The following is a 26,055-nucleotide window of genomic DNA, read 5'->3' as shown; positions in this document are numbered from 1 at the left end:
TTATACATAAATGAGATGAAGAGAGGGTAAAGTAAAAATTTGGCTCTGGTTAACCATATTTTTTATTGGCGCTGAAGGCGAGATTACGCTCTCTTTTTAAACTTTTCGACAGGGATGGATGCCCATTTAGGTGTATTGTGTTTAATCTGGGCAACAGTAACCGTCATATCATCCTCAATTAATCCTGAACGTGAGCGAATGACCTCCTCCATAATTAAATCCGCTACCTCCTGCGGGTCATTTGTCTCAAGCTCCTGTATTTTTCGTTTCATCCATGCATCATAATTTTCAACATGCTTCGGTCCTTCAAACACCCCATCGCTCATCATAATCAGCAAATCGCCTGCTTTTAGTTGCTGACTGACAACATCCACTTCAAATTCTTGAAGGATTCCCATCGGAAGGTTGCTCGATTCAATTTTAATAATTTTATTTCCTCGTTTAATAAAGCTTGGTGTTGAACCAATCTTTAGAAATTTAGTTGAGGCATTTTGCAAGTCAATCATCGCTAGGTCGAGTGTAGAAAAAATCTCATCCGTTGTACGCAGTGATAGAACGGAATTTACGGATTTGATCGCTACCTTTTCTTCAATTCCAGACTGTAAGAATTTCTGAAGCAGCTGCAGTGTCTCCTGGCTTTCATAATGGGCCCTCTCCCCATTACCCATTCCGTCGCTGATGGCGATCGCATATTTCCCGCAGCCTATTTCGATCATGGAATAACTATCGCCAGAAACAAGCCCGCCATCTTTTGCAGCATGAGCAACGCCCGTTTCCACCACAAAAGCCTTTGAGGATCGGAAGGTAGCTTGACAAAATCCTTGCGGATACGAAGAACTATCTTCTGTGCTGACAATAATGGATTCACCTAATATATCTGTCAAAAGCGGCGCAATTAATTTTTCACATTCACCGTGGTCATTGCCAAAAGGAAGCACGATATCAATATCAACATTTCCTTTTTCTAAGCTGTAGATTTCAACTTGTTCTATCTGAATTCCAAAATCCTGGAGGGCCTCCATAATTTGCTCCTCCTGTTTATGATGATTTTCCCGCTCACGCTGTATTTCCTTCGCAAAATTTTCCATAACCTCTGAAACACCTTGCAATTGGTCCGCTACCAGCCTTCTGCTCTCTTTTACTTGCTTCTTTAGTTTTTGATTTGCCTGGAAAAAGGTTAATTCCTGCTGGATGACCTCAATAACTTTCTTTGACCGAGTACAATGCTTGTCCCACTCCCTTGATAATTTTCCAGAAACAACTCCATCATTTAGGTCCATTTCATGAATAATATCTTCCATGTACTCATATGTTGTATTAAAGTTCCTTGTCCAACAATGCTCTTTCTTAAAACAAGTCTGGCATGTCTTTTCCGTTACATTACTTAGAAAATAATCTAATTCGCGATCTCCGTCCTCGTCAAATTGCTGCTCATTACTCTGGGAAAAGCTTTTAGAAAGAGCATGAAACACATTTGAAAACTGGGAAACACGCTGTGCGGTAACATCTCGCATCTTCCGCATATATTTTTGCTGCTCTGCTAAATGTTCAGGTGTTCCAGGAATATATTTTGCTAGCCTTGCAGTTAAAGCCTTGGGTGTCAGAAGAAATAAGGCAATTGCTGCTACCGATTCCAAAACATCCAATACTAGAGATCCGCCGCCTTCTCCATACATACCAATTAAGAGTGTGGCAATTAGTAACCCTACCGCAACACCCAGCTTTTTGCCTTCTTTCAATAATCCCCCTAAGACTCCAGAGAAGGCTAGTAAACTCATATGATAAAAACTTGATACATTTGCAAGGCTGAAAATTAATCCTGTTACAACACCAACAGTTGAACCTACTGTTGCCCCGGCAACATAGGCAAAAACCAAGACTAAATAGCGGGACATGATATGCTCAATCGATAGGCTGTAAACGACCCAGCCAATTGTTCCGGTCATGATCGATGCTAGCATGATGATGACACAAACAATCTCCTCTGTTTTTAAGGGCTGTCTCCGCTTACTCCAAGTCAAGAGTGGAATACTTTGTAAAAATATCAGTGTTAAAATAAAAGCAAGTCCTGCTTGTACCCCTGTCATCATGGCATCATATATGGATAATTGCCCTGTAGTAATAAAGGATTCAGCAAGCTTGCCGGCTGCTAGGATACTACTTACATAGACAGGCAAGGCTTTTGCTTCATTTTCTAGCCATCTTTTTGATAGGCGATAAATAAATAAAAATAGAAATGAAATAGCAAAGGTTGAAGCCGCATTAGCATACGAGACTGTGACCGCCCCTGCTACTAATCCAACCAAGGCCATCGGTGCCCAGTCCTTTTTTACAAAGTAGACAACCGCAAAAAATGGCAGGCTAAATGGAGTCAGTTTTGACAGGATTAAGGCACGTCCAAGTAAAAATCCCACCAGTAACAAAAGATATCCCTTTCGAATAAGGAAATTCTCTATTTTTAATCGTAATTTCTTAACATTATTTGATAGGTCCATTTTAGATGAATGAAAGTTTACTTCACCAATTGGATCTATTAAACTTCGTTCTACCTTTGCCATACATACACTCCCCATCACTAATATTGTTTCACCTATTATAAAAGTGGAAACCTTAAAAGAATGTCATAATCAAGGACAGGTATAGATAAATTGTTCGACTCCTTTATTCAAAAATTTTTATCTTTGACAAAAACCAATTTTATTCTTTAAAAAAATACATTGACAGTATTTTTTAATATATGTATTATATTTATTGTGTCTAACCCATTTGGCGGTGTAGCTCAGCTGGCTAGAGCGTACGGTTCATACCCGTAAGGTCGGGGGTTCGATCCCCTTCGCCGCTATAAGAAAAGTGGTTTATAAAAAAACAGCACTGATTTGGTGCTGTTTTTTTATTAGAGCAAAAAAAAGACAAGCAGTAGAGTACTTGTCTTTTGGTTATTTAATTTAAACCTGCTATCTATTTCGTAATAAGCAGCAAGTTAACCTCGTCTGGCACCTCTGCCGCCACGCTTTGATTCTGTATTCCGTTTTAAGGAAGACAAACGATCCTCACTATCCTTTAAAAATTTTGCCATTTTTGTTTCAAAATTTTCTGGCCTAGGATTATTACGATCATTTGCTCTGCCCTGACGAGGACGTTGGGAATGTGAATGCGAATGGGGTCTCTGGCCTTGGCCTTGGCCTTGGCCTTGGCCTTCTGGTCTATCTTTTGCCTTTTTAATGGATAATCCAATTTTCCCATCTTTCTCAACATTGATGACTTTTACCTCAACTTGATCGCCGACTTTTAAATGGTCATTGATATCCTTGACATAATTATCAGCAACTTCACTGATGTGAACGAGTCCTGTTGATCCATCCGGCAGCTCCACAAACGCTCCGAAATTCGTAATCCCTGTTACCTTTCCTTGTAACTTGCTGCCTACCTCAATTGACATAAAAAGAATGTTCCTCCTTAAAAATATAAAAAGTCATACTTATAATATATTATACAGAATGAAAAAAATGAGTGTCAATAAGACAACTACTTGGTTCATTTTTCCTTATTGCCATCAGGAATATTAAAGATAATTTCATCCTTATTGGACAAAAAGTATTCTTTCCTTGCGAGCTTTGCAATATAGTCATCATCATTTAGATTTGAAATTTCTTGTTTTAACGAATTCTGTTGGTTTTTCAATGCAGTTAATTGTTTATCATATTGCTTCTTTTGAGCAACCTTTTCATCCAAAGTAGAGGCCTGTGAAAGGATGCTTGAGACCATCGAATAAGCTACGAATAATGCAAAAACAAAAAATACAGAAAGTCGTCTGTACAACTTTTTCTTTTTCTTTGCTGCTGCATGATCACTATATTCTTGCTGCTGGACGTAGGATGTTTCAATTTTGGCTACATTTTTTGGTTGGACTGCTGCCATCCTTCACTTCCCTCCTTATTTATTTTCGAGTTTTCCACTTATCTAGCAACTTATTAAAATTATTCTTTATGGGCTTAAAAAATCCTGCCGTTTTATTATATAACTTCTCGACGCTTTTTTTAATCCCTTTCGGCAAAAGTTTCCAAAAAATCAATAAAATATTTCCAACCCACCTAAAAACAAATTTGACAATTAATAGTAGTACTTTAAAAATAAATTTGACAAGGGTAATAAGACCCCTGCCAATAAATACAACGATGAAAATTCCCAGCTGAATAAGGCCTCGGACAGGTTTAAATACAAGCATTGATATCATCTTTACGAGAAAGCTATAAAAAGATATAAACGAAGTAATCAATACTTCAAGTACTCTTAAATAAAGGCTCTTAAATAAACTTTGATAGGCAGCAAACCCGCATAAAAGAGCAATAAATATATAGAATCTGATCTCGCCTTTATTAATGAGAAATAAAATATAAAAAATGAGTAATGCTTGAATTGTCCAAAAGAGAATATCATTTAAAAATACAAGCCAGTGTTTCCTTTTTGAACGCTGTAAAAAGCGCTGATACGTATCGAGCGTAGTTCCAAACAGTGCTCCCATCCCAATCATAGAAAGCATTGTTAAAAATTGTGTGGAGAGTGTCATCGGAATAACTTGCTAAAGAATCCTTTAGCCTTCTCCCCATGATGTTCATCTATATAAATTAATTCAAAAATCCGCCCTTTTATCGATACAATACCTTTATCGACATCCAGGTTTTTCATTTGGAGGTTTTGTCCTTTTATCGCTAAAAACCCCATTACAGTTTCAAGCAAAAATTCCTCATTATCAAAGCTTTCTACTTGTTTAACCCCAGTTATTTCGAGTAGCTTCCTGCCTCTCATGATTACATCATGATCGGGAACAGTACTTTTCGACGGATTTGCATCATAATATTGGTTCATCCTCATCCCTCACAATCACTTTGTACAACCTTTTTGTACATTTTTATGTGAGAGGGAGGGAAAATAGAACAAACCTATAATTAGATTAACGGTTCAGGAGAGCCAATTCTCTCTTCATTTAAGATTGTATACATTTCCGCCGCTTCTTCTTTTCTTGTTGTTTCCTGAACCCGCTCAATCCTAGCTGTCACCAATCTTTGGCCAAGTCGAACCGTCAAGATATCTCCTACCTTTACTGTGGAGCTTGCCTTAGCTTCTTTACCGTTGATGTGGATACGCCCTTGGTCTGACACTTCCTTTGCCAAGGTTCTTCTCTTAATTAAACGTGACACTTTTAAAAATTTATCCAAGCGCATAACTATTCCTCCCTCTCTTATAGACCCTTTCGCTTTGCTTCATCCCAAAATTGATCCAGCTCTTCTAATGAAAAGTCCTCAAACTGTTTGCCGCTTTCTCCAACCCGTTGTTCGATAAACTGGAAACGGCGAACAAATTTTTCATTGGTTTCAAATAAGGCCTCTTCAGGATGAATCTTTAAAAAGCGTGCGACATTGACAAACGCAAACAACAGATCACCAAACTCCTTTTTTGCAAGCTCTGATTGTCCGTTTATGACATCGAGTTCATCTTCAAATTCTTGCAGTTCCTCTTTCACTTTCTCGAGTGCAGGCAAAATTTCCTGCCAGTCAAATCCAACTTTTGCCGCCTTTTTTTGCAGCTCATAGGCTCTAATTAAATTGGGGAGGGAATAAGAGACTCCAGTTAAAACGGATGGATCAGCTTCACCCTTTTCTTGCTTTTTAATTTCCTCCCAATTTTGTAAAACCTCATCTGTATTCTCTACCTCAACGGAGCCAAATACATGCGGATGACGACGAACCATTTTTTCCGAAATTCCTTCTATTACATCTGCAATCGAAAAATACCCCTCATCTTCACCAATTTGTGCGTGAAGCATAACCTGCAGCAAGACATCTCCCAGCTCTTCAATTAAATGGTCAATATCGCCCTTATCAATCGCCTCAATCACTTCATACGTTTCCTCAATGAGGTACCTTTTTAAGGTCTCATGCGTCTGTTCTTTGTCCCAAGGACAACCCTCTGGTCCTCTTAGTACACTTATTATTTCACGCAGCTTTGAAAAATTTTTAAAGAGAACATTCTCGTCCTCTACTGGAGGTATGTAAACAGGGGTCAGGTTATTCACCTTCACTTGGCGATCTAATTCAAATAGCGGTACTGTAATGATCTCCTCTTGCTTACTTCCTGCAGCTGTTACAATGGTGACCATATATTCATCAGGGTATTTTTCCATTAAGGTGAGTTTCACTCCTGATGCAACAAATTGATCGTATACTTGACTGATAAAAATATGCTGATTTTGTTGGATATCATCTGCTGCCAAAGACGTTCCATCCAGCAGTTGAAATCCGTCAACTGGGTCAATTTTTAATGCTTGAAACAATGCATCTACAAAGCTTTGGCCGCCACCAATAACAATTTCAATTCCAGCATTCTTACCTTTTTCAAGCAGCAATTGGACTGTCCGCTCGGCAACAAGGGGATGCCCGGGAACTGCATAGATAATCTCTTCCGATTCTGCCTTTTCCAAAAGGATCGAAGTGATTTCCAGGTAAACTTCTTCAAATTGCTCATGTTTTTCATAAACGGAATCAAACGATGTAAACTGCAGTCCTTCTTTAACTAATTCAGCGACAACAGGGTGCTCCTTCGTACGTAAATATAAATGCGGTTCCCTGGTGATTTTTTTATACACTCCCAGTGGCAGCTGTTCAAGATCCCCTGCACCAAGGCCAACAATTTCAATTCTTTTCGCCATAATTTCGACTCCTATCCTTACGCTTTAACAAAAGTCCTAGCTTACTTCCAAATGGCAACAGCGTGAGATCCTCTTCAGAAAATACGTTTCTCCTGATGACAATCCACAAAAATAGTAATCCGCCAAATACGGCCCCACTTAAAGCCCGAAAAGCTTCAGCTAAACGAGCGGAAACAAATATTCCAGGAAACACATTTGTAAAAGCTAAATATCCTTTCAAAAACACAACCATCACAATAACCGCTATTGCCATACTTTTTAAAAATTCAACTGTAACCAATGGCTGGCCCACTATTTTCCGCAGCTTCACACACATAATCAGACCTAAAGTTGTCAAACAAATAATCGTTGATACCGCTGCACCCAGTGTTCCATAATGAGGAATCAAGAGCGAATTAAGTCCATACTTGATCGGAAAACCGATGACAACCACAATAGCTGGAAATAGCAAACTTTCCAACCCTTGTAAAATCGCTGTAGCGGTTGAAATAATGGAAGTAAATAATATGACAAACCCTAGTACACCTAGAACTGGTGAACCAGCATTATTTTCAAAAAGCATAATATTGGTTGGCTCGATGATGGCCCATAAACCACATGAGGCCCCTAACCCAATGACAATACTAATTTGTAAAGCCAATTTGATTTTATCGAATAGAAACTCAGGTTTTTGCTTAAGTCTTTCACTCGTAATCATTGGGACAAGTGATAACGACATCGAGGTAGCCGCAACAGTGCCCATTTGGATTAATGGCTGTCCTCGGTCAAAAATCCCTTTTAAGCTTTTCGCCGCCTCTTTACCGGCCCCGCTGGAAACCAGCAGGGAATAAAGGTTTATGGCGTCTGCCATCTGCATAAAAATCAAGAGCATCCCGCTTATGCAGATTGTCAGCCCTTGAAAAATTAAAGCTTTATAGATCCAGCCTGATCCAGTCATCATGCGTTTGAATGACTTTCTGTTAAAACCTAACCCTTTCCATTCTTTACGAATCCAAAAAAATGTAAACAAGAATAGCAAAGAAACCAGGCTCCCTGTAACTGAACCAAACATCGCTCCCCCGCCAACAAGATAAAGGGAATACCCCTTTTGCATAAATATGTATGACACCACAATAATGGTCAGAACCCTAGTTGATTGCTCCCCAACCTGTGAGATTGCAGTTGGAATCATATTCCCTTTTCCCTGGTAGTAGCCTCTTACTAATGATGCTAGCGGAAACAGTAAAAAGACAAGTGAAACAACTTTTAATAATATAGCTAAATGTGGGTCCTTCATTAGCATAGCTATTTCTGTGGAACCGACATAAAGAAACAGGAAACAGATAAGTCCAAATGATTGTAGAAAAACAAAAGATGCAAATAAAAAACTTCGTGCCCCATCCAGGTCCTTTTTTTCAATAAATTCCGCATACATTTTTGAAATAACCACAGGAAAACCGGTAGTTGCTAATACAACTGCTGCTCCGTAGAATGGATAAACCTGCTGGTAGATATAAAAACCGACATCCCCGACAATATTTTGAAAGGGAATTCGATAAAAAGCACTTAAAATTTTCGTAATAAGTGCAGCAATTGTTAAAATCAGCGCTCCCTTGACTAATTCCTTTGATTGATTTACGGGCTTCAGCGTGCCCCTCTCCTTCCAAAATTAAACTCACAATATTATAGCATAGGAGGCAGGGCCGATAACCAATCTAATAAAGAAAACTCGCCGATTGGCGAGCCCTAAAGGCGAAGACAGAGGCGTAGTTGCACTTATACTTTCCTACTAGCCGAAAAAAGACAGCATTTAAGCTGTCTTTTTCGATTATTATTTATTGTTCCATCTGTTTGGCTAAAAATCCCGCTGCTGTTTCAACAGCCTTGTGTTCTACCTCTCCAAGACTTCCTTCTTTGGAGAAAATAATGACTGCTCCGATTGGGTCACCATTTGCAATGATCGGCCCAATGGTATAGGCTGAAATAGTTTCATCACTGCCTTCATACAAGGAAAGGTTTTCTTGGTTGTTCATAATGACGGAATTACGATCTTCCATTGTCTTTTCAACCAAATTACTTATATTTTTATTTAAGTAATCCTTCTTAGAGCCTCCAGCTACTGCTATGTAGGCATCTCGGTCACAAATTAATACTGGATTTCCAAGACTGTCAAACAAGGCCTCAGCATATTCTTTCGCAAAATCACCCAACTCACTGATTGGTGAATACTTTTTCAAGATTACTTCTCCATCACGATCTACAAAGATTTCCAATGGATCCCCTTCACGTATCCTCAGGGTTCTGCGGATTTCTTTAGGAATGACAACACGACCCAAATCATCGATTCGACGAACAATACCAGTTGCTTTCATCCAATGTTGCCTCACTTTCATCTGATGATTGTTTTTCAGTTAGTAATGATAATCTTTCCTTTGCTTGTACTAATCACCAATCTTAAAGATAGTATCTTTCAACTGAAAAGTTCTATACGCAATCAATGTATTTTTTTACAAATTCGTGACCATAATCCTAATTTTGGATAAAAAGCTTAAAAAAGTGTACAACATTACTTAATTGGATTTTTCTGCTTTTTATTTGTTGGCACCAGACCTTTAATTAATTCAAAGGTTCTATTTAACCACTGTGCCGTTTCCATTCCTTTAACGTGAAGAACCATTTTTAATCTTTCTCCATCCATTCCAAGGCTGATCGTTCTTCCAAACTCCGTATTGATATTGGAAATTATCGACCCTTCAATACTGCTGCTTGCCTGTGGATTAAGGAATACACTAACTTCCTGTTTTACTTGTTTAACAAGCTCTACCCCTGAGCGCACCGCAAAAACCTTCATTTCAGCAATTTGGAACAAATAAGATACCTCTTCTGGAAATTCACCAAAACGATCAAGCATTTCTTCTTGAAGTTCCTCAATATCCTCCAGGTCAACAATTCCCCTGAATCGCTTATACATCTCAATTTTTTGATGTCCATCTTTAATGTAGGCGTCTGGAATATAGGCATCAATTTCAAGATCAATTTCAACGGTTGGCGGAACATCCACCTTAAGATCGGTTTTTCTTTCTTCAATCGCTTCTTTCAACATTTGTGAATAAAGGTCAAAACCAACAGAATCAATAAATCCATGCTGCTGGGCCCCTAATAAATTCCCCGCTCCGCGAATGGAAAGGTCACGCATCGCAATTTTGAATCCGGAGCCTAATTCGGTAAATTCCTTAATGGCCTGAAGTCTTTTTTCCGCAACCTCTGTTAACACTTTATCTTTTCGATACGTAAAATACGCATAGGCAACACGGTTAGAACGTCCAACCCGACCGCGAAGCTGATAAAGCTGGGATAATCCCATTTTATCGGCATCAAATACAATCAATGTATTTACATTAGGGATGTCAACACCTGTTTCAATAATGGTTGTACTAACAAGTACATCCGAATCCCCTGATAAAAAGCTGAGCATGACTGATTCCAATTCATTTTCAGTCATTTGACCATGGGCATAGGCAACACGGGCATCAGGAACGAGCATGGAGATTTCCTCAGCCTTTCGCTCGATATCCTCAACTCTGTTATACAGAAAGTAAACTTGTCCATCTCGGGCAAGTTCGCGCTCAATTGCTTCCCTCACAAGTGACCCATTATATTCCATTACATATGTTTGAACAGGGAAACGATTTTCAGGCGGCGTTTCAATAACAGACAAATCCCGGACTCCAAGCATAGACATATGCAGGGTTCTTGGGATTGGCGTCGCTGTTAAGGTTAGGACATCCACATTGGTTTTTAATTTTTTAATCTTTTCTTTATGAGTAACCCCAAATCGCTGTTCTTCGTCAATAACTAATAGACCGAGGTCGTGGTAAACAATGTCCTTTGACAAAAGGCGATGGGTTCCAACGACGATATCAACCGTCCCGGCCTTTAATCCCTTCATTGTCTCAGTTTGCTGCTTTTTCGTCCTAAAACGGCTTAACAAACCAATATTGATCGGATAGTCTTGAAATCTTTCTCGCAATGTTTCATAGTGTTGCTGTGCTAAAATGGTTGTCGGAACAAGAATGGCGACCTGTTTCCCATCAGCAATAGACTTAAATGCTGCCCGAATCGCAACCTCTGTTTTACCGTAGCCGACATCACCGCAAAGAAGGCGATCCATTGGACGTGATCTTTCCATGTCCTTTTTAATCTCTACAATCGAACGTAGCTGGTCCTCCGTTTCCTGGTATGGGAAAGATGCCTCAAATTCCCGCTGCATATCACTATCAGGAGAAAAGCCATGACCTACTGCTGCTTCACGTTCCGCATAAAGCTTAATTAAATCATCTGCAATATCCTCGACCGAAGATTGAACTTTTTTCTTAACCTTTTTCCAATCGCTTCCGCCCAACTTATAGATCTTAGGCTCTTTTCCTTCTGAACCAACATATTTTTGCACTAGATCTATTTGCTCAATTGGAACATATAGCTTATCTGTCCCATGATAACGAATATGGAGATAATCCTTATGGACACCATTAATAACAAGAGTTTCGATCCCTAAGTATTTTCCAATTCCATGATTAACGTGGACAACATAATCACCAATACGGAGTTCCGAGTAATTCTTGATACGCTCTGCATTTGATAACTTTTGTTTTCGTGTGCTCTTTTTTACCCGTTTATTAAAAAGCTCTTCTTCCGTGATGACCGCCATTTTTTGGATTGAAAGCTCAAACCCTGTTTGCAGGTTCCCTCTTACGATTTGTACCTTTCCAGGAATCAACTCCTGGTCCCCATGTACTACAGCGGATTCAATTTCATAATCCTCTAAAACCCGTTCAAGTTTTTTGACTCGTTCGTCATCAGGGCCCAAAAATACAATTGAATACTGGCCCTTTTTCCAACGATCCACCTCTGCTTTTAGGAGGTGCATTTGCCCATGGAAATTTTGCATTTGTTTACAAGCCATATTAATAATATTTTGCGGGCTTGTATTGGCAACATGGCGCAAAAATAAAGACATATATAAAATAGGAAAGTCACTATTCTGCATTAAACTATGAAAATTGTGTGAGATTTTTAAATCATGTATAATCTGACCTTCACCTAATAGGGATGTATACCATTCCGCCTCTTCCTTTTCCAGCGAATCATTCATCTCTTGGACTCTGCTTAATTCATCGATGACCATAATTCCATTTCGAGGCAGATAGTCTAGCAAACTACTAGCATGATCATCCATAAGCGATAGGTATTTAAAGATTTGATCAGGCTTTTGCCTATTTTTTAACTGTTCAATTTCATAGCCAATATTTTGCGAAAGTAATATTTTTTCTTTGTCATTCTTTAATTTCCTTAAGCTTTGAGAAAGACCGTCCTCCAGCTGTCCAATTAGCCGGCTGTATTGTTCATCCTCCAAAACGACCTCTGTTGAGGGTCCAATGGTGATTTCCCTCATTTTTTCCTTTGAACGCTGATCGTCTAGCGAAAAGGATCGAATTGAATCAATTTCGGTATCAAATAATTCAATCCGTAGCGGGTCAGATTCGGTAATTGGATAAATATCAATGATTCCGCCTCTCACGCTAAATTCACCTGGAGTGGAGACCATTTCTGCTCTTACATATCCCATTTTTACAAATAGATTAAGTAGCTCATCAATGTTGATATCATCTCCGATTTTTAAGCGCAGCTGATATTTTTTCCATAATTGCTTTTGGGGAAGGATTTTTCTCAGTCCCGCAATCGGAACAATAATAATTCCACTCTCATTCTTGCTCCAATAATTCAATGCTTCGATACGTTGTGCTTTTAACTCCGGACTGGCAATACTCATTTCCGCAGCAATTAACTCATTCGCTGGATACAAAAAGACGTCTTTTTCGCTTAGTAGATTGACAATATCATCGTAAAGCTTTTGCGCTTGTAGTAGATTATGTGTAACCAATAAGACCGGTCTTTTCATTTGTTCATACATTGACGCAACAAAAACGGTTCGCGCCGAACCAGATAAACCAGCAACGAGTTGCTCTTTAAGGCCTTCATTCATGCCGGCGATAATCGAGCGAAAATCATCCTGTCCGAGAAATAATGATTTAAGACCCTTCATAAACCTGTATCCTCCTCTCCTTCAGTTCTTCTATTTTAAATATTAGGAATAGTTTTATAGTTATAACTGCACAAGTACCCTTATTGAAAAAGAGAAGGGGTACTTGATGTATTAGTGGAACAATAGGCTGTGTTAAATAGCATTGATGGTTTTTTTAACCTGTTGATTGGAGCGGAGGGGGCGCAGACTCCTGCGGGAGTACGGGACAGGGGAGACCCCACAGGCGCCAGAGCGCCGAGGAGGCTCCCCGACACGCCCGCGGAAAGCGAAGCCCACGGAGCGGAAATCAACAGCCCAACTAACACAGCCAACTTATAAAAAAACAGAAAAATGCTTTGGAGGTTTTCCAAAGCGGGTTATTGAATAAGAAAGTCCAATTGATGATAATCTGGGTTTCTCTCTAAAGCCTCCTGGCAATCCTCACAAATGGAAGTAATATGCACATCGCCCATTGGATCGTAGGATACCATTTCCATTCTCTCTTGTTCCGTTAATGTATGGAGTCCCAGGCTTTCACTATTAATTGAAGTCTTTTCAATTTTACCAATCTCCGTCCCACAATGTCGACAATGGTAGTGTATAGCCACTTCAATACCTCCCTAGTCCAAACTTACTAATTAAAGTATGAGCTTATTAAGGGTAAATTATTCAAGGATTGATTGGCTTTCACTTATTAATCTCATTGTATGAAAGAAAACGCTTCCTGATGAATCTATTACTGATTATATTCATTCATAACTTGTAAAAATGGTTTATCAAGCCACATATCGCAGGCTGCAGCACTTTTCTTAGCAGCATCAATGACAGACATCTGCTCTTCCTTTGAAAAGCGGCCTAAAACATAATCTGGGACCTTCATCCCTCTTGGCGGACGATCAATTCCAATACGAATTCGGTTAAATTCCTGGGTACCAAGATGTGCAATGGTTGACTTAATTCCATTATGACCGCCAGCACTTCCCTTTTGGCGGAGCCGTACTTTTCCTACAGGCAAATCAAGGTCGTCATAGATAATGACAACATCCTCTATATCAATCTGATAATAATCTACAACTGCTCTAATAGACTCTCCTGATAAATTCATATACGTTAATGGCTTTAATAGCAGAACTTTTTCCCCTTTATAAAAACCAATCCCATATAAACCTTTATGTTTTGATTGATCAAGTGGAATATTGAACAAATTTGAACATTCATCAATAACCTTGAAGCCAATGTTGTGCCTTGTATCTTCATATTGCTTTCCCGGATTTCCGAGACCAACGATCAGTTTCATTTCTCCCACCTCTTCTTGATCGGTTCTTTTTGTTAGAATGGAAGATAATATTCTTTTCAACATTCTCTTACCTCTATTATAAGATAACAAATCAACGTGAAATTTGATAATGACTAGCTTGTGCTTTTTAAAGAAAACTCGCCGATTGGCGAGCCCCTAAGGGCGAAGACAGAGGCGTAGTTGCACTTATGCGACATAGGAAAAAAATCACAAAAGACGTAACCGTAAAAGGTTACGCCCATTTACCTATTCCCCTGAGGGCTCTGTTTCCCGACCTTCTTCATGATTAGGAGGACCGCCCTCTTGCTGTTCACCTGAGTTAATTTCTTCTTCCTGTTTAGGAGGAAGGATCGATGCAACAACTTCATCGTCATCGTGATTAATTGTAAATGCTCCAGCTGAAGGAATGTCAGCAATTGTGATTGTTTCTCCTACTTGGAGGTTGGTCACATCAATTTCCACTTGTTGAGGAATATTGGCCGCCTTAGCTGTAATGGAAATTTCATGAAGTGGCTGCTGCAGCACCCCGCCATCCTTTACTCCTGCTGCCTCACCAACAAGTGAAAGCCTAACATTTACATTTATTTTAGATGATTTATTGACGGCAAGAAAATCCGCATGAATGATTTCCTTTTTCAAGACGCTTTCTTGATAATCAGTTAAGATAACATCATGTTTATCGCCATTAATATCCAGTGTAATAATCCCATTCCTGCCAACTAAACGAATTGTCTTTGTTAACTCTGCAGAACTAATTGAAATAGGTTTATTTTCAGCCTTTGCTCCGTATATGACGGCAGGAATATTTCCATTGTTGCGAAGCTGCTTAACGGCTGATTTACGAAATTCTTTACGCTCATTTGCTTGTAATACAGTACTCATATTTTTCACCTTCCTGTTTTTGTTCATCAACTTTTATATAAAATGCCCTAAAACAGGAAGGCCTAAACGTTATTTGACTTATTACTTGCAAAATATTTAGGAGGTCAATTTACTATTGATCAATCAAACAATGTGCTTACAGATTGTTCTTCGTGGACACGGATAATTGCTTCCCCAATTAATGGTGCTACGGAAAGCTCTACAATCTTATCCATTCGCTTCTCTTCTGGAAGGTTAATGGTATTCGTAATCACAAGTTCTTTGATTTTTGAATTCTGAATTCTTTCAATTGCTGGTCCAGATAATACAGGGTGAGTACAGCAAGCATATACTTCTTTTGCACCATTCTCGACTAATGCGTTTGCAGCAAGAGTAATGGTCCCAGCAGTATCAATAATGTCATCAATTAAAATCGCAATTTTACCTTCGATATTACCTACGATATTCATTACCTCGGCTACGTTTGGTCTTGGGCGACGTTTATCAATAATCGCAATTGGAGCCTTTAAGCGTTCTGCCATTTTTCTTGCACGAGTTACGCCGCCATGGTCTGGTGATACAACCACAATATCCCCATTAAGCTGCTTTCCCTTAAAATAATCAGATAAAATGGGTACACCCATTAATTGGTCTGTTGGAATATCAAAAAATCCTTGAATCTGCGGTGCATGCAAATCAAGTGTAATCATCCGTGTAGCTCCCGCAGTTTCCAAGAGGTTTGCAACCAGTTTCGCAGTGATTGGTTCACGGGCACGTGCTTTTCTGTCTTGACGTGCATAGCCATAATAAGGGACAACCACATTGATCGTCTTTGCCGAGGCACGCTTTAAAGCATCAAGCATAATTAATAATTCCATGATATTTTCATTAACAGGAGAACTGGTAGATTGAATCACGTAAACATCACAACCACGAATACTTTCCTCAATATTAATTTGAATTTCTCCATCGCTAAACCGTGTAACCGAACATTTTCCTAATTCTACTCCAATAACCTTTGCAATTTCTTCAGCAAGTGGTTTATTTGAATTCAAAGTAAAAACCTTTAAATTGGGATCTAAATATTGATTGGACATGAGCCTTGAGCCTCCATATTATTTTCGCTTATTTTTTCACATTAAGCTTTTGAACGTAGTTTTCCTTATTTACTTGACGAGCACGAGCAATGGACAATGCTTCACCTGGAACATCTTTGGTAATGGTTGATCCAGCAGCAATATAAGAACCTTTACCAACAGTAACAGGTGCGACAAGGTTGGAATTACATCCGACAAAAACATCATCCTCAATTTTAGTTAAGAATTTGTTTTTTCCATCGTAATTAACAGTAATCGATCCGCAACCGAGATTGACATTACTTCCAACCTCTGCATCTCCAATATAGCTTAAATGTGAAGCCTTGCTTCCTTTTCCAAAAACAGTCTTCTTAAGCTCAACAAAATTACCAATTTTTACTTCATCACTAATATTGGAGTCAGGACGAATATGGGCAAATGGCCCAATATTTACATGAGAACCAATTGAGCTCTTATGAGCAACAGATTGGCGTATAACCGTTTCATCTCCAATTTCACAACCATCTATTTCAGAATTGGGACCAATTTGGCAATCAGATCCAATTACCGTCTTTCCCTTTACCATTGATCCTGGAAAAACAACTGTATCTTGACCAATTTGAACATCACTTTCGATGTAGGTATTGGCAGGGTCAATAATGGTTACTCCGTTACGCATATGGTTTTGATTGATTCGATTTCTCATAATTCGCTCAGCTTCAGCAAGGGCAACCCGGTCATTCACACCCAAAGTTTCTTCGAAGCTATCTGTTTGATAGGCTGTAACAACTTCACCTTGTTTTTTTATAATTTCTATAACATCAGGTAAATAATACTCACCTTGAACATTATCATTTGATACCTGTTTTAACGCTGAAAATAATGCCTGGTTGTCGAAACAATAGGTTCCTGTATTAATCTCATTAATTTTACGCTCAGCATCAGTAGCATCTTTATGTTCAACAATTTTTTCAACAAGCCCATTCTCATTGCGAATAATTCGGCCATAACCAGTTGGATCTTCTATTTTTGCGGTTAGAATCGTTGCCTTTGCAGCCAATTTTTCATGGTGGCTAAATAAGGCTTCCATCGTTTCAGCTCTAATAAGAGGAGTATCACCGCAAACAATAATCGTTACTCCCTCTTTATCCCTTAGAATTTCCTCTGTCTGTATTACAGCGTGGGCAGTTCCGAGCTGCTTGTCTTGAAGTGCATAATCGGTTTTGTTGCCAAGCTCTAATTTGACCTTCTCAGCACCATGACCGATAACCGTAACAGTTTTTTGTATGTTAAGCTTTGAAATTTGATCCACAACGTGCTGTACCATTGCTTTGCCGCAAACAGGATGAAGTACTTTATAAAGCTTTGATTTCATCCGAGTCCCTTGTCCTGCGGCTAAAATAACAGCATAACGATTAGACATGAACTAGCCTCCAATTTACCTTTTTATCCATTATGAATATTATCGTAAATAGCGAAGCTTTTCAAGAAAGGAAAATTATTATTAAAAGGGGATTTATGGAAGATAAGGGTTGATTTAGTCGAAGAATATTTCTTTATACACAAAAAAAGGCCTTACTCTCAGAAGAAGTCAGGCCCACGTTGTATCTAATTTTTTTAGGAAGCTCCAGCTTCTTCAAACTCCACTTCAAGTTCTCCCAAGCGGTTATACTCTGCTAATACTGCTTCTTGAATTTTCCCGCGTGTTCCCGAATTGATCGGATGCGCGATGTCTCTAAATTCTCCGTCTGGTGTTCTTTTACTAGGCATAGCGACGAATAAACCATTGTTTCCATCAATAACACGAATATCATGGACAACAAATTCATTGTCAAGCGTGATTGAGGCAATTGCTCTCATTCGACCATCTGTATTTACGCGCCGTAGCCGTACATCAGTTACTTCCATGCTTTCACACCCTTTTCTAGTAGATATCGAATCTAGGTAAAAGAATTCAACAATTGTAAACGGTTTTCCTCCTTGAATTTTAATTTTTTTTAGTGAAAATATGTCAATTTAGTGAACAAATGTAAAATGAAGGGTATTTTTATAGAATTTTGTAAAAAAAAAGCGCCTGTTTTATTTAACAAGCGCTACAACTTCTATTTCAACTAAAGCATCTTTTGGCAGTCTGGAAACTTCTACACATGAACGCGCAGGCTTATGAGCGGAAAAATACTCCCCATAAACTTCATTTACCGCTGCAAAGTTATCCATATTTGCAATAAACACAGTTGCTTTCACTACTGTTTCAAACGAAGCACCTGCTGCAGTTAAAACAGCCTCGAGATTTTGAAATACCTGCTTGGTTTGTTCCTTTACATCCCCAGTCACCAATGTTCCATCTGCTTTTAATGGGATCTGTCCTGAACTGTAAAATAAATTATTAACTAAAATACCTTGCGAATATGGTCCAATTGCCGCAGGAGCTAAATCTGTATGTACTGATTTCATTCTATTGATCCTCCCTATCTTGGTTCAAAAAGAAATTTCCTTCATGAACGCTTATTTCCTTTTCCTTTAAATCGACGTCAGCAAGCTGTACGAGTGATAGATATTCGTCCACAAGACGTTCCTCAATTTGTTCGGCCTCAACGAGAACAGCAATTCCAGCAACATTTGCATCAAATTCTTCCAAGAGGTTAATCATTCCTCTTACCGTTCCGCCTGCCTTCATAAAGTCATCCACAATTAAGACGTTTGCACCTTGTGCCAGGCTCCTTTTGGCCAAAACCATTGTTTGAATTCTTTTTGAAGATCCTGATACATAATTAATACTTACAGTAGGTCCTTCTGTCACTTTACTATCTCTTCTTACGATGACAACAGGAGCGTTCAATTGACTTGCTACAGCGTAAGCAAGTGGTATTCCTTTGGTGGCAACCGTAACAACGACGTCGATTTTGGCATTTGCATAGGCAGAAGCAATGATTCTCCCTGCTTTTTGCACAATATCAGGGTCCCCAAGGATATCCGTCAAATATAAGTATCCTCCTGGTAATAGCCGATCAGGGTTGGCAATCATCGTACATAGTTTTTCAATAAAAGGCCTTGCCTTTTCTTCACTAACCTTTACAAAAAACCGAACACCTCCAGCTGCTCCCGGTACTGTTTGCAGCGTCCCAATTCCTCTTTGCTCAAATGTCTCTTTTACAATTGCCAAATCCTCACTAATGGATGATTTTGCAGATGAATACCGATCAGCAAAATAAGTCAACGGGACAAGCTGATTCGGATGCTCTAGCAAATAGTTCGTCATATCAATGAGTCGTTCGCTGCGACGAAATTTCATAGTTTACCTCCAAAAAACCGAATATTCTATCTGTAATATATCACTAATGTACGGGTTTAATCAAGAGGTAACCGTTCACCTAAGATTCTTACCGCAAAAACCTGATCACAAAAACCTCTTAATCCATTGTAGATTCTGTGCATTCTGGAATCATGCTGAACAATTCCAAAAACCGTTGGGCCGCTTCCGCTCATTAATACAGCATCTGCGCCAAAACGTTTCATTTGTTCCTTGATTTGGGCCACTTCAGGATGAAGATGTAAAGTTACTTCCTCTAACACATTACCCACATTTTGACAAACTTTTCCATAATCATTTTCTTTAATCCCATTAATCATTTCACTAATATTTGGATGGGTAACATTTTTCAAGTCAAGTCGGCGATATACTTCTGCCGTCGATACGCCGATAAATGGTTTTGCTAAGATGACCCAGCAAGTCGGAGGGGCCGGAAGTTCTGTAATAACCTCACCGCGGCCCTTTGCGAGCGCTGTCCCACCATATACGCAAAAAGAAACATCTGACCCTATTTCCGAACCAATCTCGGCTAATTCATCCATTGTCAGGCCAAGATTCCAAAGCTTATTTAAACCTCTTAAGGTTGCTGCTGCGTCGCTTGAACCCCCTGCCAAGCCAGCTGCGACTGGAATGGTCTTATCTATAGCAATGATTACGCCTTGCTTTATCTGAAACCGCTCTTTCAAAAGTTGTGCCGCCTGATAAGCTAAGTTGCGCTGATCATCTGGTACAAAACGATTATGGGAAACAATTTTGATCCGATCTTCATTTAGCAATGTTAATTCAATCCGATCAGCCAAATCAATCGTTGTCATGATCATTTCGACCTCATGATAGCCATCAGGGCGCTTATGTAAAACATCTAAAGAGAGATTGATTTTAGCCGGAGCTTTTACTAAAAGCTTCACTCAAGTCCACCTACTTTTACATTGTCCGAATACGATGCATTTTTTGTCCTATTTTACCACAATAGACCAAAAGTAAGATATTCATTCATAATTGTCATTCAAATAACTTATTTTAGCATTTATGTAATAAAAGTAAAAGACCAGGGATGGCCCCCTGGTCTTTGCCGTGATGAATGTTTGTTATTAATCAGGAACTAGAAGTGTCTGAGTCAATTAAAGTTTATTGGTTTGACCGTTGATTCAGCAACTGCTGCTGTGCAAGCTCAATGGCTCGCTTAACCATATTTCCTGCATCCTTTGCCCTGATACCGCCCCAGCCTTCTTGCTGGACAACATCATAGAAACCAAGCTCTTTAGCAAGTTCCTCTTTAAAGCGATCAGACATTACACCTCTTCTTCTGCCCATTTAAAAACCCCTTTCATCAACCACGGCATTATTAGTTTGTTATGAATAAAAATTATTATCCCGAAAAAGTAAAAAGCAGTAAACCTGTATGGTTTACTGCTTACTAAAATAATTAGCTTAATGCTACCTGTCCTGCGGTGTCTTCAAAGAATGTAATTTGAACGGTTTCAGTTAATACATCAGCATAACTGTATGAAACACGTTCAAATGCATTTTCATCCTGGTCCAACTCAATTACAAAAACAGACGGATATGTTTCCGCTAAAACGCCGGAACGTTCAATTGTTTTCCTGCGTCCTCCATTTGCTTTTAGTAAAAGCCTTTTCCCTAAATTCGAATCAAGATTCAGTTTAATATCGGCTAAGGTCTTTGGCATTCGGTCCACCTCACGATGTAAAGTATAACACGCTGACACAGTTCTGTCAATCAAAATAATAAATTATATCAGGACAGTAAAAAGATTGTCAACAAATTTCGTTCTACTTTTTCTTTTAAATTTCAACATTACTAGGGTTACCTTAATGTCCAAGGAATATGTGCCTTTTTTGAAAAAAGGCGGTAGTGCCCGTTTAACTGTGTCAACCAATGGATGCGAAGAGACTGTTATTGTTCAAAAAAAAGGATTACCTAATGAGGTAACCTTTTATATTATTCATCATAAACCGGCCGATACGGCATTCCTGTTCGTAACACTCCTTTTGTTTCAATGCCCCCAAGCCCCTTATCACCAGTTAATGTATTGCGTAATACATCCCATACGTTAATACGCTCCATAAACGGTGTAAGGCTGATTTTAGCCACAATATAAACGGGATCTAACGCATGAATATTAATTCGGGAAGGTGAACTGGCATAATTGGCACCAGCATGGATGAGCGACTCAAAATGTGATTGACACGCTCCTGCAAAAATAACGAGTTGATCCAAACTTGGGACTTTTCTGCGTGCCTCTCTTACAGCCTGCACAAAAAATTTTGAATGGCGGTAAGCATTAATATCCGTCATTTTACCCTTTGCCTTAGAATAGGCATCATGGCCAGTGACCACAAGGATATCTGGACGGTAATAGTCAAGTAATTGTCCAATTCTTTGTGGCATTTCTTTTTCATTACAGTGGATACCAAACACGGGTACCCCAATTTTTTCATACACTGCCAGGCACTTGTTCAAGTATGATTCGTCTCCATCCAAGTGAAGGACCTTACCGGGGATTTGAAAGTAATCGGAGGTCTTGGCATATCCACCAGTCGTCTCGTATTCTTGCTTTTGTTTTAATAAATCTAAATCCTGTGCAAATAGGCGCAGGGATTGCTCCTCGAGCGATCTATACTCCTGTGTTAGTTTGCTCCGTTCATTTTGGTTTATGATGACTAAATCCTCGTATGGAGCATCGGCAATAAGTCGGAAATCCTCACCATAGAGGACAGCCATTTTTCGGCCATTTGTTTCCTTAATTTCTGTTACACGAAACAAAATATCACAGTTATATGACCTTCTTGCGACAATATCCATCAATTTAATATCCACTGTCGTCACTCCAATAAGACCAAACAATAGGCCTTCCATTTAAAAAATATAAATTCCTATCTTAAGCTATGCAAATATTGAGGTACTTGTGAAATCAGACAAAAAAAAGACCTAAAGGCTGTCGAAGGCCCTTTATTTCATTCAATTTCTTTAGGAATTCACCGCGCTAATATTATATAACAGTATTGTGTATAGGCTGTTAAACAGGTCTGTTGATTGGCGCTCCAGGCACTTCGCTTTCCGCGGGCGTGCCGCCGGGGAGCCTCCTCGGCGCTAAAGCGCCTGTGGGGTCTCCCCAGCCCCGTACTCCCGCAGGAGTCTTCGTGCCTTCCGCACCAATCAACGAGTGTTTTCAATAAAGTCCTTCAGCTCAACTAATAAATAAAAAAGTGGTGAAGCCAATGTTTTAGCCAAAAGATTATAGCCATAAGGTAAAGGTGGTAACAAGACATGTGTGGGAGGAGTTCAAGGAAAAGGTAAGGTTAAATCGCTTGTCTAAATCAGGAAAAGGACTTTATAAATTTAGAAAGGAAAAAATTGAGCGAAGCTTCGCAGACTCAAGAGAGCTGCACGGGCTTCGCTACTGTCGGTTACGGGGATTGAAGAATGCAAGTGAACAGGCTCTTCTTACTGAAGCCTACTAAAACATAAAAAGATTGCAACACACTTAGCAAAGTTAGATAAAAAAGTGTGTTGCAATACAATAGGTTGATTTGCCTCCCTGTTGATTGGAGCGGAGGGCACTCGACTCCTGCGGGATCAAGAGGTCACTTGAGACCCCACAGGCGCCAAAGCGCCGAGGAGGCTCAAGGACCTCCCCGCGGAAAGCGAGTGCCTGGAGTGGAAATCAACAGGCCCATTTGCAGGAGACATCCAAAAAATTTAGTATTTAAATTCTGGTAAAATAAAAAGGTCCTAGTGGAAATGCGGATATAATTCGTCGCTTAGCCGAGCAAACTCTTCGAGGGAGAGTGTCTCGCCTCTTCGTGAAGGTTCAATCCCGCTTGTATGTAACGCTGCAAGAATCTCCTCTTTCTTTTGCTTCCCATCTGGTAGTTGACTTGTTAAATTATTTAACAACGTCTTTCTCCTTTGGGCAAAGCTCGCTCTGGTTACTTGGAAAAAGAATGCTTCATCTTTCACCTGAACAGCAGGCTCTTCAAGTCTAGTTAGCCTGATTACGGCCGAATCAACATTAGGCTGCGGTACAAAAACAGTTTTAGGAACAATCATTACCGTTTCAGCTTTTGTATAATACTGAATCGCAATCGAAAGTGAACCATAATCCTTTGTTCCAGGTTTAGCCGAAATTCGATCGGCTACTTCCTTTTGCAGCATGACGACAATACCGCGGATTGGCAAATGCTCTTCAAGAAGTTTCATGATGATGGGGGTTGTCACATAGTATGGCAAGTTGGCAACGACCATAACATCTTTGACATCAGTAAATTCCTCATCCATTACTTTGCCAACATCTGCTTTTAAAACATCCTGATGAATCACCTTTACATTCGAATAAGGAGAAAGTGTCTCAGCTAAAATTGGCAGCAGACGCTGATCAATTTCAAAGGCAACCACTTTTTTACTAGCACGGGCAAGTTGTTCCGTCAATGCACCAATCCCCGGGCCAATTTCAATTGCCCCCGTTTCTTCTTCGTTTAAGTCGGCAAAATCTACAATTCGTTTTAAGATATTGGTATCAATTAAAAAATTTTGACCGAGGCTCTTTTTAAAAGAAAAACCATACTTTTCAAGAATCCCTCTCGTCCTTATGGGTGTCGCAATATCCTTATCCATTTGTTTCCTCCTGTGTTATTTCCGTAAGTGCAGCAGCAAATTTTTCCTTGCTGATCTGGAACATCATTAACCGTTTATGCAGTTGTTTCCCATTGGTATAACCGATTTTTAAAAGCTTACCAAGCCTTATTCTTCTTTCTTTCGATCCGGCACCCCCTATAAGACTAGCGATGACCAAATCCTCTTGCGTAATTTCCTCTTGGATTTCTTCGTGCATTAATTGTGCATCTTTTAATGCTTCTCTGATCACTCTTGGGTCAGCATGTTCAACGCCAAGTTTTTTTCCATTTTTACTTATGGCCACTTCTTTTGTTAAAAATGCATGCTTACAGCCGGGTACATTTTCGGTAATGGTCTTTCTTATTTTTTCACCAGGAAAATCAGGATCAGTAAAAATAATGACTCCCCTTGTTTTTTGGGCAAGTTTTATTTTTTCAATGGTGTCCTTATTGATCGCTGAACCATTCGTTTCAATTGTATCCGCATCAACTGCCCTTTTTATCGCAGTTGTATCATCCTTACCTTCCACAACAATAATTTCTTTTAACTTCATAAAATCCTCCAACAATCAATAAATATTACATATATCTGATTCATTTATGTATGTATTGAAGAGCAAAAAAATATACTGAAATAAATGAAAGAAAATTGAAATATTTTTGTAATAAACACTTGAAAATACTAATAATATGAAGTAAGATCATCTTATATAAATGATATTTAACCCCATGCTGTAAGTATAAAGAAATTTTACCAAAAAGCAAAAAAAAACAGAGGATCTCCCCTCTGCTCATAAAAGTTAATTCAGTATTGTGATTTTAACTTTTCTATTTCCCCAACGATAAGCATCTGCATTTGAAGAAAAGAAAACATCAATCTTATATCCTTTAATTGCTCCACCAGTGTCTGCAGCAGTAGCATATCCATAACCATCAACATACACCTTTGTACCTAATGGAATAATTCTAGGATCAACAGCTATTACTTTAGCACCTGGGTTTGCACGCAAATTCAACCCTGTTGCTGTGTTACCGGAACAGCCATTACAATTAGCTGTGTAAGCGGTCGCATTTACATAAAAATCTTGTCCACTGCTGCTTTGTCCACGGGAAGCCTGAAAAGCCACTTCTTTGGCTCCGACAGCAACTACTTTATCTTGTTTTGATTTGGTCTCTACTGCACTAATCAACCTTCGTACAATTTCTTTACCGTTCTCAAAAATAACTTCGTATTGCTTTGAATTAACACCATTTACGCCTTCAACTAACGTTTTTTCTGTACCTTTTTCTAAGTTTGGATCCAATTGCGAAACAACCCCAAATTGGACTGGTTCTTCCACCACATCGGTGACCTTTTCTACTCGAATGATATTGACAACATCATTCTTTTTGACTGTATCATTTAATGACGGTTCTACCCGGTCTAAATGGTTTAGTGTAATGCCTTGTTGCTTCAAAAGGTCAGCGACCGTAGTCGAAGTGGACCATACCTGTCGTAGATTTCCACCATCAACCAATGTAAGGGGTTTTGCCACCATAAGGTGAACCTTCATTTTTGCCTTGATTGGCTGTGACGGTTTTGGAAAGACCTCATCATGTGATTTCAAAGCAATTTTTTGCTCTTTCAGTAACTCAGCAACCGTCACGGCTGTTGTCCAAACCGTTTTTTTCTCGTTGTCTTTGACAATTTCAACCTGTCTTGTTTGTTTCCATGCAATTTGCAAATTATGATCCAAATTTGTAATTGCCACAGGAAATATACAGTCTAATGAGCGTAAGGATCCTTTTTGTTCATCATGTGATGATCGAACAGTATCTGCATTTGATCTCACAACGTTTTGCTTGCCATTCAAAGTAGGTGCAACTTGTGACATTAAGCTTCCATCTTGTGAAAAACCTGTTACAGCTGCAAAAACTACGAAGCTAGCAAAAGCAGTGACCCCTCTACTCAAAGACTTGGAAAACAGGTTTTTCATGTTTTTGAATACGATGAAAAACGCCTCCCTTTCTCGGAGTGATATTTAAGAACGGTGCTGTCAGCGGCCAAACTTTGCATTTTGCCTAAATTTATTTCTAATTATCCATAAATTCTCACAATTTGCAAAGA

At 39.2% G+C, this 26,055-nt stretch carries 25 protein-coding genes, 1 tRNA gene and 1 pseudogene; 2 read left to right on the top strand and 25 right to left on the bottom strand.

The features are described from left to right. Positions 1–83: 83 nt before the first annotated feature. On the bottom strand, positions 84–2,558 hold the full coding sequence (spoIIE, locus tag RCG17_RS13550) for a stage II sporulation protein E (protein WP_308175623.1): 2,475 nt from the start codon (positions 2,556–2,558) through the stop codon (positions 84–86). 210 nt (positions 2,559–2,768) lie between these two features. Here spoIIE and RCG17_RS13545 point away from each other — a divergent pair. Then, positions 2,769–2,842, top strand: a tRNA-Met gene (locus RCG17_RS13545). A gap of 138 nt (positions 2,843–2,980) precedes the next feature. Here RCG17_RS13545 and RCG17_RS13540 read toward each other — a convergent pair. The 21 genes from RCG17_RS13540 to yabG form a co-directional block, all read right to left on the bottom strand. Continuing rightward, positions 2,981–3,439, bottom strand: a complete 459-nt coding sequence (locus tag RCG17_RS13540; RefSeq protein WP_308175622.1) for a S1 domain-containing RNA-binding protein — start codon at positions 3,437–3,439, stop codon at positions 2,981–2,983. Positions 3,440–3,534: 95 nt separating this feature from the next. Continuing rightward, positions 3,535–3,918, bottom strand: a complete 384-nt coding sequence (locus RCG17_RS13535) for an FtsB family cell division protein (RefSeq protein WP_308175621.1) — start codon at positions 3,916–3,918, stop codon at positions 3,535–3,537. A gap of 19 nt (positions 3,919–3,937) precedes the next feature. After that, positions 3,938–4,567, bottom strand: a complete 630-nt coding sequence (yabQ, locus tag RCG17_RS13530) for a spore cortex biosynthesis protein YabQ (RefSeq protein ID WP_308175620.1) — start codon at positions 4,565–4,567, stop codon at positions 3,938–3,940. Beyond that, positions 4,564–4,866: a sporulation protein YabP gene (gene yabP, locus RCG17_RS13525; protein WP_308175619.1), complete on the bottom strand. Its 303-nt coding sequence runs from the start codon at positions 4,864–4,866 to the stop codon at positions 4,564–4,566. The genes yabQ and yabP overlap by 4 nt, the downstream gene beginning before the upstream one ends. Before the next feature lie 80 nt (positions 4,867–4,946). Continuing rightward, positions 4,947–5,222, bottom strand: a complete 276-nt coding sequence (locus tag RCG17_RS13520; protein WP_308175618.1) for an RNA-binding S4 domain-containing protein — start codon at positions 5,220–5,222, stop codon at positions 4,947–4,949. A gap of 17 nt (positions 5,223–5,239) precedes the next feature. Then, positions 5,240–6,706: a bifunctional methyltransferase/pyrophosphohydrolase YabN gene (gene mazG, locus RCG17_RS13515; RefSeq protein ID WP_308175617.1), complete on the bottom strand. Its 1,467-nt coding sequence runs from the start codon at positions 6,704–6,706 to the stop codon at positions 5,240–5,242. Beyond that, entirely contained in the window at positions 6,690–8,333 is a 1,644-nt protein-coding gene (locus tag RCG17_RS13510) for a putative polysaccharide biosynthesis protein (protein WP_308175843.1), read from the bottom strand. The genes mazG and RCG17_RS13510 overlap by 17 nt, the downstream gene beginning before the upstream one ends. 187 nt (positions 8,334–8,520) lie before the next feature. Then, complete coding sequence (gene spoVT, locus RCG17_RS13505; protein WP_308175616.1) at positions 8,521–9,057, bottom strand: stage V sporulation protein T; 537 nt, start codon at positions 9,055–9,057, stop codon at positions 8,521–8,523. A 194-nt stretch (positions 9,058–9,251) separates the two neighbouring features. Then, positions 9,252–12,788: a transcription-repair coupling factor gene (gene mfd, locus RCG17_RS13500; RefSeq protein ID WP_308175615.1), complete on the bottom strand. Its 3,537-nt coding sequence runs from the start codon at positions 12,786–12,788 to the stop codon at positions 9,252–9,254. A 356-nt stretch (positions 12,789–13,144) separates the two neighbouring features. Continuing rightward, a complete protein-coding gene (locus RCG17_RS13495) occupies positions 13,145–13,375 on the bottom strand; it encodes an anti-sigma-F factor Fin (RefSeq protein ID WP_308175614.1) in 231 nt (76 codons plus the stop codon). Positions 13,376–13,503: 128 nt separating this feature from the next. Beyond that, entirely contained in the window at positions 13,504–14,064 is a 561-nt protein-coding gene (gene pth, locus RCG17_RS13490; RefSeq protein ID WP_308175842.1) for an aminoacyl-tRNA hydrolase, read from the bottom strand. Positions 14,065–14,310: 246 nt separating this feature from the next. Beyond that, positions 14,311–14,946: a 50S ribosomal protein L25/general stress protein Ctc gene (locus RCG17_RS13485; protein ID WP_308175613.1), complete on the bottom strand. Its 636-nt coding sequence runs from the start codon at positions 14,944–14,946 to the stop codon at positions 14,311–14,313. A gap of 119 nt (positions 14,947–15,065) precedes the next feature. Then, complete coding sequence (locus RCG17_RS13480) at positions 15,066–16,022, bottom strand: ribose-phosphate diphosphokinase (protein WP_308175612.1); 957 nt, start codon at positions 16,020–16,022, stop codon at positions 15,066–15,068. Between the two features lie 28 nt (positions 16,023–16,050). Beyond that, positions 16,051–17,424: a bifunctional UDP-N-acetylglucosamine diphosphorylase/glucosamine-1-phosphate N-acetyltransferase GlmU gene (glmU, locus tag RCG17_RS13475; protein ID WP_308175611.1), complete on the bottom strand. Its 1,374-nt coding sequence runs from the start codon at positions 17,422–17,424 to the stop codon at positions 16,051–16,053. Between the two features lie 194 nt (positions 17,425–17,618). Continuing rightward, positions 17,619–17,909: a septation regulator SpoVG gene (spoVG, locus tag RCG17_RS13470; RefSeq protein ID WP_308175610.1), complete on the bottom strand. Its 291-nt coding sequence runs from the start codon at positions 17,907–17,909 to the stop codon at positions 17,619–17,621. 171 nt (positions 17,910–18,080) lie between these two features. Further along, positions 18,081–18,455, bottom strand: a complete 375-nt coding sequence (locus tag RCG17_RS13465) for a RidA family protein (RefSeq protein WP_308175609.1) — start codon at positions 18,453–18,455, stop codon at positions 18,081–18,083. A 1-nt stretch (position 18,456) separates the two neighbouring features. Beyond that, positions 18,457–19,293, bottom strand: a complete 837-nt coding sequence (purR, locus tag RCG17_RS13460; protein WP_308175608.1) for a pur operon repressor — start codon at positions 19,291–19,293, stop codon at positions 18,457–18,459. A gap of 56 nt (positions 19,294–19,349) precedes the next feature. Beyond that, a complete protein-coding gene (gene ispE / locus RCG17_RS13455; protein WP_308175607.1) occupies positions 19,350–20,219 on the bottom strand; it encodes a 4-(cytidine 5'-diphospho)-2-C-methyl-D-erythritol kinase in 870 nt (289 codons plus the stop codon). Positions 20,220–20,439: 220 nt separating this feature from the next. After that, positions 20,440–20,625 (bottom strand): small, acid-soluble spore protein, alpha/beta type, encoded by a 186-nt coding sequence (locus RCG17_RS13450; RefSeq protein WP_308175606.1) that lies wholly within the window; start codon positions 20,623–20,625, stop codon positions 20,440–20,442. Between the two features lie 112 nt (positions 20,626–20,737). Continuing rightward, on the bottom strand, positions 20,738–21,001 hold the full coding sequence (gene veg / locus RCG17_RS13445; protein ID WP_308175605.1) for a biofilm formation stimulator Veg: 264 nt from the start codon (positions 20,999–21,001) through the stop codon (positions 20,738–20,740). A gap of 272 nt (positions 21,002–21,273) precedes the next feature. Next, positions 21,274–22,152 carry a sporulation peptidase YabG gene (yabG, locus tag RCG17_RS13440; protein ID WP_308175604.1) on the bottom strand — a complete coding sequence of 293 codons (879 nt, stop codon included), beginning with the start codon at positions 22,150–22,152 and terminating at the stop codon, positions 21,274–21,276. 434 nt (positions 22,153–22,586) lie between these two features. Between yabG and RCG17_RS13435 the strand changes: the two are divergent. Next, a pseudogene (locus tag RCG17_RS13435) lies at positions 22,587–22,864 on the top strand (transposase); the annotation flags it as partial. Positions 22,865–23,067: 203 nt separating this feature from the next. Here RCG17_RS13435 and rsmA read toward each other — a convergent pair. From rsmA to RCG17_RS13420, 3 genes are all read right to left on the bottom strand, one after another. Beyond that, complete coding sequence (gene rsmA / locus RCG17_RS13430; RefSeq protein ID WP_308175603.1) at positions 23,068–23,949, bottom strand: 16S rRNA (adenine(1518)-N(6)/adenine(1519)-N(6))-dimethyltransferase RsmA; 882 nt, start codon at positions 23,947–23,949, stop codon at positions 23,068–23,070. Continuing rightward, positions 23,942–24,502, bottom strand: a complete 561-nt coding sequence (gene rnmV, locus RCG17_RS13425; protein ID WP_308175602.1) for a ribonuclease M5 — start codon at positions 24,500–24,502, stop codon at positions 23,942–23,944. The genes rsmA and rnmV overlap by 8 nt, the downstream gene beginning before the upstream one ends. A 246-nt stretch (positions 24,503–24,748) precedes the next feature. Continuing rightward, positions 24,749–25,822, bottom strand: coding sequence for a resuscitation-promoting factor (locus tag RCG17_RS13420; RefSeq protein ID WP_308175601.1), 1,074 nt, complete (start codon positions 25,820–25,822; stop codon positions 24,749–24,751). Positions 25,823–26,055 lie beyond the last annotated feature (233 nt).

This window comes from Neobacillus sp. PS3-12, from assembly GCF_030915385.1.
In the GTDB taxonomy this organism is placed as follows: Bacteria; Bacillota; Bacilli; order Bacillales; family Cytobacillaceae; genus JAEVLT01.
This window is presented reverse-complemented; position numbering and strand designations above follow the sequence as displayed.